General features: G+C 49.8%; 2 tRNA genes and 3 rRNA genes. All 5 read right to left on the reverse strand.

The features are described 5' to 3' along the window. Positions 1 to 161: 161 nt before the first annotated feature. Positions 162 to 273: ribosomal RNA gene (rrf, locus tag CSC80_RS19270) — 5S ribosomal RNA — on the reverse strand. Between the two features lie 170 nt (positions 274 to 443). Next, positions 444 to 3274: ribosomal RNA gene (locus CSC80_RS19275) — 23S ribosomal RNA — on the reverse strand. 200 nt (positions 3275 to 3474) lie between these two features. Further along, positions 3475 to 3551 (reverse strand) — tRNA-Ala (locus tag CSC80_RS19280). 115 nt (positions 3552 to 3666) lie between these two features. Continuing rightward, a tRNA-Ile gene (locus CSC80_RS19285) sits at positions 3667 to 3740 on the reverse strand. A 191-nt stretch (positions 3741 to 3931) separates the two neighbouring features. Then, a 16S ribosomal RNA gene (locus CSC80_RS19290) occupies positions 3932 to 5462 on the reverse strand. The 16S, 23S and 5S rRNA genes sit together here with 2 tRNA genes alongside, the layout of an rRNA operon. Positions 5463 to 5841 lie beyond the last annotated feature (379 nt).

Consider the following 5841-nt stretch of genomic DNA (forward strand, 5'->3'; position numbering starts at 1 on the left):
CTCTTTCCCCTCACCTAGCGCCTACCAATCGTAATACTTACTTATAATTGCACTAGAAGTATAACAGTCCGTATGAAGATAGGGTAATACTTATATCACCCCGGTCACTTTCACTTTAGGGTATAAAAAAAGCCCCTTACATTACTGTAAGGGGCTTTCGAAAAAGGCGGCTACCTACTCTCCCACTTGGTATAGCAGTACCATCGGCGCAAACGGTCTTAACTTCCCTGTTCGGAATGGTAAGGGGTGGGCCCCGTCGCCATGGCCACCTAAGTTTTGGATCGGACATTGCCGACCGCGGCCTTCGCCGCAATATCGTTGACATGAATGGAACAGGATTCCTATAAAGGAAAGAAGCACTTATATTATAAAAGTATGTTTCGGTATAAAAAGAAAGAAGTAAAGATCGTCGTCCGCCCCGTTCCTAAAAACGGGACGTACGTATGCGCAAGCCTGACGGGCAATTAGTACTACTCGGCTACGGACATTACTGCCCTTCCACCTATAGCCTATCAACGTGGTCATCTCCCACGGCCCTTTAAAGAAATCTCATCTTGTGGCCGGTTTCGCGCTTATATGCTTTCAGCGCTTATCCGATCCCGACATAGCTACCCAGCGATGCTCCTGGCGGAACAACTGGCGCACCAGCGGTCGGTCCAACTCGGTCCTCTCGTACTAGAGTCAGATCCACTCAAATTTCTAACGCCCGCAGTAGATAGAGACCGAACTGTCTCACGACGTTCTGAACCCAGCTCGCGTGCCACTTTAATGGGCGAACAGCCCAACCCTTGGGACCTTCTCCAGCCCCAGGATGTGACGAGCCGACATCGAGGTGCCAAACCCCCCCGTCGATATGAGCTCTTGGGGGAGATCAGCCTGTTATCCCCGGCGTACCTTTTATCCTTTGAGCGATGGCCCTTCCATGCGGAACCACCGGATCACTATGCTCTTGTTTCCAACCTGATCGACCTGTATGTCTCTCAGTCAAGCGCCCTTGTGCCATTGCACTCTACACACGATTGCCAACCGTATTGAGGGCACCTTTAGAAGCCTCCGTTACTCTTTTGGAGGCGACCACCCCAGTCAAACTACCCACCACGCACTGTTCTCTCATAAGAGAGTTAGGCCCCGGACAAGCAAAGGCTGGTATTTCAACAATGACTCCACCACACCTGGCGATGCAGCTTCAAAGTCTCCCAGCTATCCTACACATTGCTTGACCAAGGTCAATACGAAGCTATAGTAAAGGTGCACGGGGTCTTTTCGTCCCACTGCGGGTAACCGGCATCTTCACCGATACTACAATTTCACCGAGCTCATGGCCGAGACAGTGTCCAGATCGTTGCACCATTCGTGCAGGTCGGAACTTACCCGACAAGGAATTTCGCTACCTTAGGACCGTTATAGTTACGGCCGCCGTTTACTGGGGCTTCAATTCAATGCTTCTCCCCGAAGGAATGACATCTCCTCTTAACCTTCCAGCACCGGGCAGGTGTCAGGCCCTATACGTCATCTTTCGATTTTGCAGAGCCCTGTGTTTTTGATAAACAGTCGCCTGGACCTCTTCACTGCGGCCCCCCATAAGGGGGCGACCCTTCTCCCGAAGTTACGGGTCTATTTTGCCTAGTTCCTTAGCCATGAATCTCTCGAGCGCCTTAGAATACTCATCCCAACCACCTGTGTCGGTTTACGGTACGGGCTGCTTCACTCGCTTTTCTTGGAAGTCGATATGCTGGATTATCACCTTGGCCGTGGCCTCGGTGTACTATCGGGGCGTTACCGCTCCCTTCAACGTACAATTCCGTCTGTACGCACCAACTTCTCGCCTCCGTCACTTTTAGCGTGAGCAGGTACAGAAATATTAATCTGTTGTCCATCCACTATCCCCTTCGGGTTCGCGTTAGGTCCCGACTGACCCCCAGCTGATTAGCATAGCTGGGGAAACCTTGGTCTTTCGGCGTGCGGGTTTCTCGCCCGCATTATCGTTACTTATGCCTACATTTTCGTTTGTAACCGCTCCAGCATCCCTCGCAGGTACGCCTTCGACGCAGTTACAATGCTCCCCTACCCCTTGTATAAATACAAAGTCACGGCTTCGGTGATATGCTTATGCCCGATTATTATCCATGCGGAACCGCTCGACCAGTGAGCTGTTACGCACTCTTTAAATGAATGGCTGCTTCCAAGCCAACATCCTGGCTGTCAATGCAGTTCCACCGCGTTATATCAACTTAGCATATACTTTGGGACCTTAGCCGGTGATCTGGGTTCTTTCCCTCTCGGACATGGACCTTAGCACCCATGCCCTCACTGCGCAGAAACATTTTATAGCATTCGGAGTTTGTCAGGAATTGGTAGGCGGTGAAGCCCCCGCATCCAATCAGTAGCTCTACCTCTATAAAACTATCTACACGCTGCACCTAAATGCATTTCGGGGAGTACGAGCTATTTCCGAGCTTGATTGGCCTTTCACCCCTACCCACAGGTCATCCCAAGACTTTTCAACGTCAACGGGTTCGGTCCTCCACTATGTGTTACCACAGCTTCAACCTGCCCATGGGTAGATCGCACGGTTTCGCGTCTACTACTACTGACTATGGCGCCCTATTAAGACTCGCTTTCGCTACGGCTCCGTTCCTGAAGAACTTAACCTTGCCAGTAAAAGTAACTCGTAGGCTCATTATGCAAAAGGCACGCCGTCACCCATATGGGCTCCGACCGCTTGTAAGCGTATGGTTTCAGGATCTATTTCACTCCGTTATTCACGGTTCTTTTCACCTTTCCCTCACGGTACTGGTTCACTATCGGTCTCTCAGGAGTATTTAGTCTTGGCGGATGGTCCCGCCGGATTCATACAGGGTTTCACGTGCCCCGCACTACTCAGGATACCACTATCTAAATGCTCTTTGCCTATACGGGACTATCACCCTCTATGGCCGCTATTTCCAAAGCGTTCTAGTTCATTACATCTCGAATGTCGTGGTCCTACAACCCCGCACATGCCGGAACATGTACGGTTTGGACTAATCCGATTTCGCTCGCCGCTACTATCGGAATCACTTTTGTTTTCTCCTCCTCCGGGTACTTAGATGTTTCAGTTCCCCGGGTTTGCCTCCTTGCGGATGTTATACCTTCAATATAACGGGTTGCCCCATTCGGATACCTGCGGATCATATCGTGTGTGCCGATCCCCGCAGCTTTTCGCAGCTTATCACGTCCTTCTTCGCCTCTGAGAGCCTAGGCATTCCCCATACGCCCTTTTCCAGCTTGTCGCCAGATCTTTAATCTATTCTATTCTTGATTCGTACTCTTTACTTAATAAAGATTCGTGTTTCTTTCTTTTTTAGTCGATAAAACATTAAAAATGTCTTACCTCCTGTTCCAATATGTCAATGAACGTTTCGCAATAAAACAATTATCAGTGAACAATCAACAATAAATTGTTAATTGTAAATTGGTCATTGTTTATTGACCTGGTGGAGAATATCGGAGTCGAACCGATGACCTCCTGCGTGCAAGGCAGGCGCTCTAGCCAGCTGAGCTAATCCCCCAATTCCATAAGTCGGCTGTTGCCAGTTTACAGTTGACAGGTAGCACAACTTCTAAAATTTCCTTCAATATTTCAATATATGAACGTAATGCCCGATGGGCACCCTTTCTTGTTTGTAGTCCCAGGCAGACTCGAACTGCCGACCTCTACATTATCAGTGTAGCGCTCTAACCAGCTGAGCTATGGGACTGTCCCTACTCTTCCTTTTCAGTATAAATACCTTCTCGGAAAAGCAATTACTTATATATCATGATTATGGAGATCTTTATTTTTCTTCGAACACTATTTTTTTTGGAAACAATCGTATTAAACCAAAAGACCGGGACCGTTATTCCGATTCTTCGTTTCGCCAGGGACCGTCCTTAAAAGGACAATCTCTAGAAAGGAGGTGTTCCAGCCGCACCTTCCGGTACGGCTACCTTGTTACGACTTAGCCCTAGTTACCGATCTTGCCCTAGGCCGCTCCTTACGGTGACGGACTTCAGGCACTCCCGGCTTCCATGGCTTGACGGGCGGTGTGTACAAGGCCCGGGAACGTATTCACCGGATCATGGCTGATATCCGATTACTAGCGATTCCAGCTTCACGGGGTCGAGTTGCAGACCCCGATCCGAACTGTGACAGGTTTTATAGATTCGCTCCGCCTTGCGACGTGGCTGCTCTCTGTACCTGCCATTGTAGCACGTGTGTGGCCCAGGACGTAAGGGCCGTGATGATTTGACGTCATCCCCACCTTCCTCACGGTTTGCACCGGCAGTCCCGTTAGAGTCCCCATCATGACATGCTGGCAACTAACGGTAGGGGTTGCGCTCGTTATAGGACTTAACCTGACACCTCACGGCACGAGCTGACGACAACCATGCAGCACCTTGCAAATTGCCCGAAGGAAAAGTCATCTCTGACCCTGTCAATATGCATTTAAGCCCTGGTAAGGTTCCTCGCGTATCATCGAATTAAACCACATGCTCCACCGCTTGTGCGGGCCCCCGTCAATTCCTTTGAGTTTCATTCTTGCGAACGTACTCCCCAGGTGGGATACTTATCACTTTCGCTTGGCCGCCCAGAACTCAAGGTTCCGGACAGCTAGTATCCATCGTTTACGGCGTGGACTACCAGGGTATCTAATCCTGTTCGCTCCCCACGCTTTCGTCCATCAGCGTCAGTATATAGTTAGTCACCTGCCTTCGCAATCGGTGTTCTATGTAATATCTATGCATTTCACCGCTACACTACATATTCCGGCAACTTCACTATAACTCAAGACCGACAGTATCAAAGGCAGTTCTACCGTTGAGCGGCAGACTTTCACCCCTGACTTATCGGCCCGCCTACGGACCCTTTAAACCCAATAATTCCGGATAACGCTCGGACCCTCCGTATTACCGCGGCTGCTGGCACGGAGTTAGCCGGTCCTTATTCTTACGGTACCGTCAGTAAGCTACACGTAGCTCTTTTTCTTCCCGTATAAAAGCAGTTTACTACCCATAGGGCATTCTTCCTGCACGCGGCATGGCTGGATCAGAGTCTCCTCCATTGTCCAATATTCCTCACTGCTGCCTCCCGTAGGAGTCTGGTCCGTGTCTCAGTACCAGTGTGGGGGATCCCCCTCTCAGGGCCCCTACCCATCGTAGCCTTGGTAAGCCGTTACCTTACCAACAAGCTAATGGGACGCATGGCCATCTTGTACCGCCCGAAGGCTTTAACCGTATAACGATGCCGAAATACGGTACTACGGGGCATTAATCCAAGTTTCCCTGGGCTATTCCCCTGTACAAGGCAGGTTCCATACGCGGTGCGCACCCGTGCGCCGGTCGCCGGCGGAAAAGCAAGCTTTTCCCCGCTGCCCCTCGACTTGCATGTGTTAGGCCTGCCGCTAGCGTTCATCCTGAGCCAGGATCAAACTCTTCATCGTTGTTTTGTAAATATTCGTCCCAACGAAACCAAATCCATCCCGGCCCCGACTCTCGATTCAATATATCCAAATATGCACAAGGCATATTATATGGTATGTTTCTTAATTCGTGTTCCTCTCGAACAGGTCCTCACCCGTTCTCGATTCTTATAATCTCCACAATATTTCAATGAACTTCCATCCACTCCGCCCTTGGACCCTGCGACCCTCCCGGCTTCGTTTCCCTTAGGTGTTTCCCTAAGCGGCTGCAAATATACAACTGTTTTTTAACCTGGCAACTTATTTCTAAAAAAAATATTCTTTCTTTTTTTTCCCTGACCAACCAACCTCTAAATTAACCTTTTTCCCCCCCCTATTCATAACTCCTCTTCCTCATACC

The organism is Maribacter sp. 6B07, from assembly GCF_002700155.1.
GTDB classification, from domain to species: Bacteria; Bacteroidota; Bacteroidia; order Flavobacteriales; family Flavobacteriaceae; genus Maribacter; species Maribacter dokdonensis.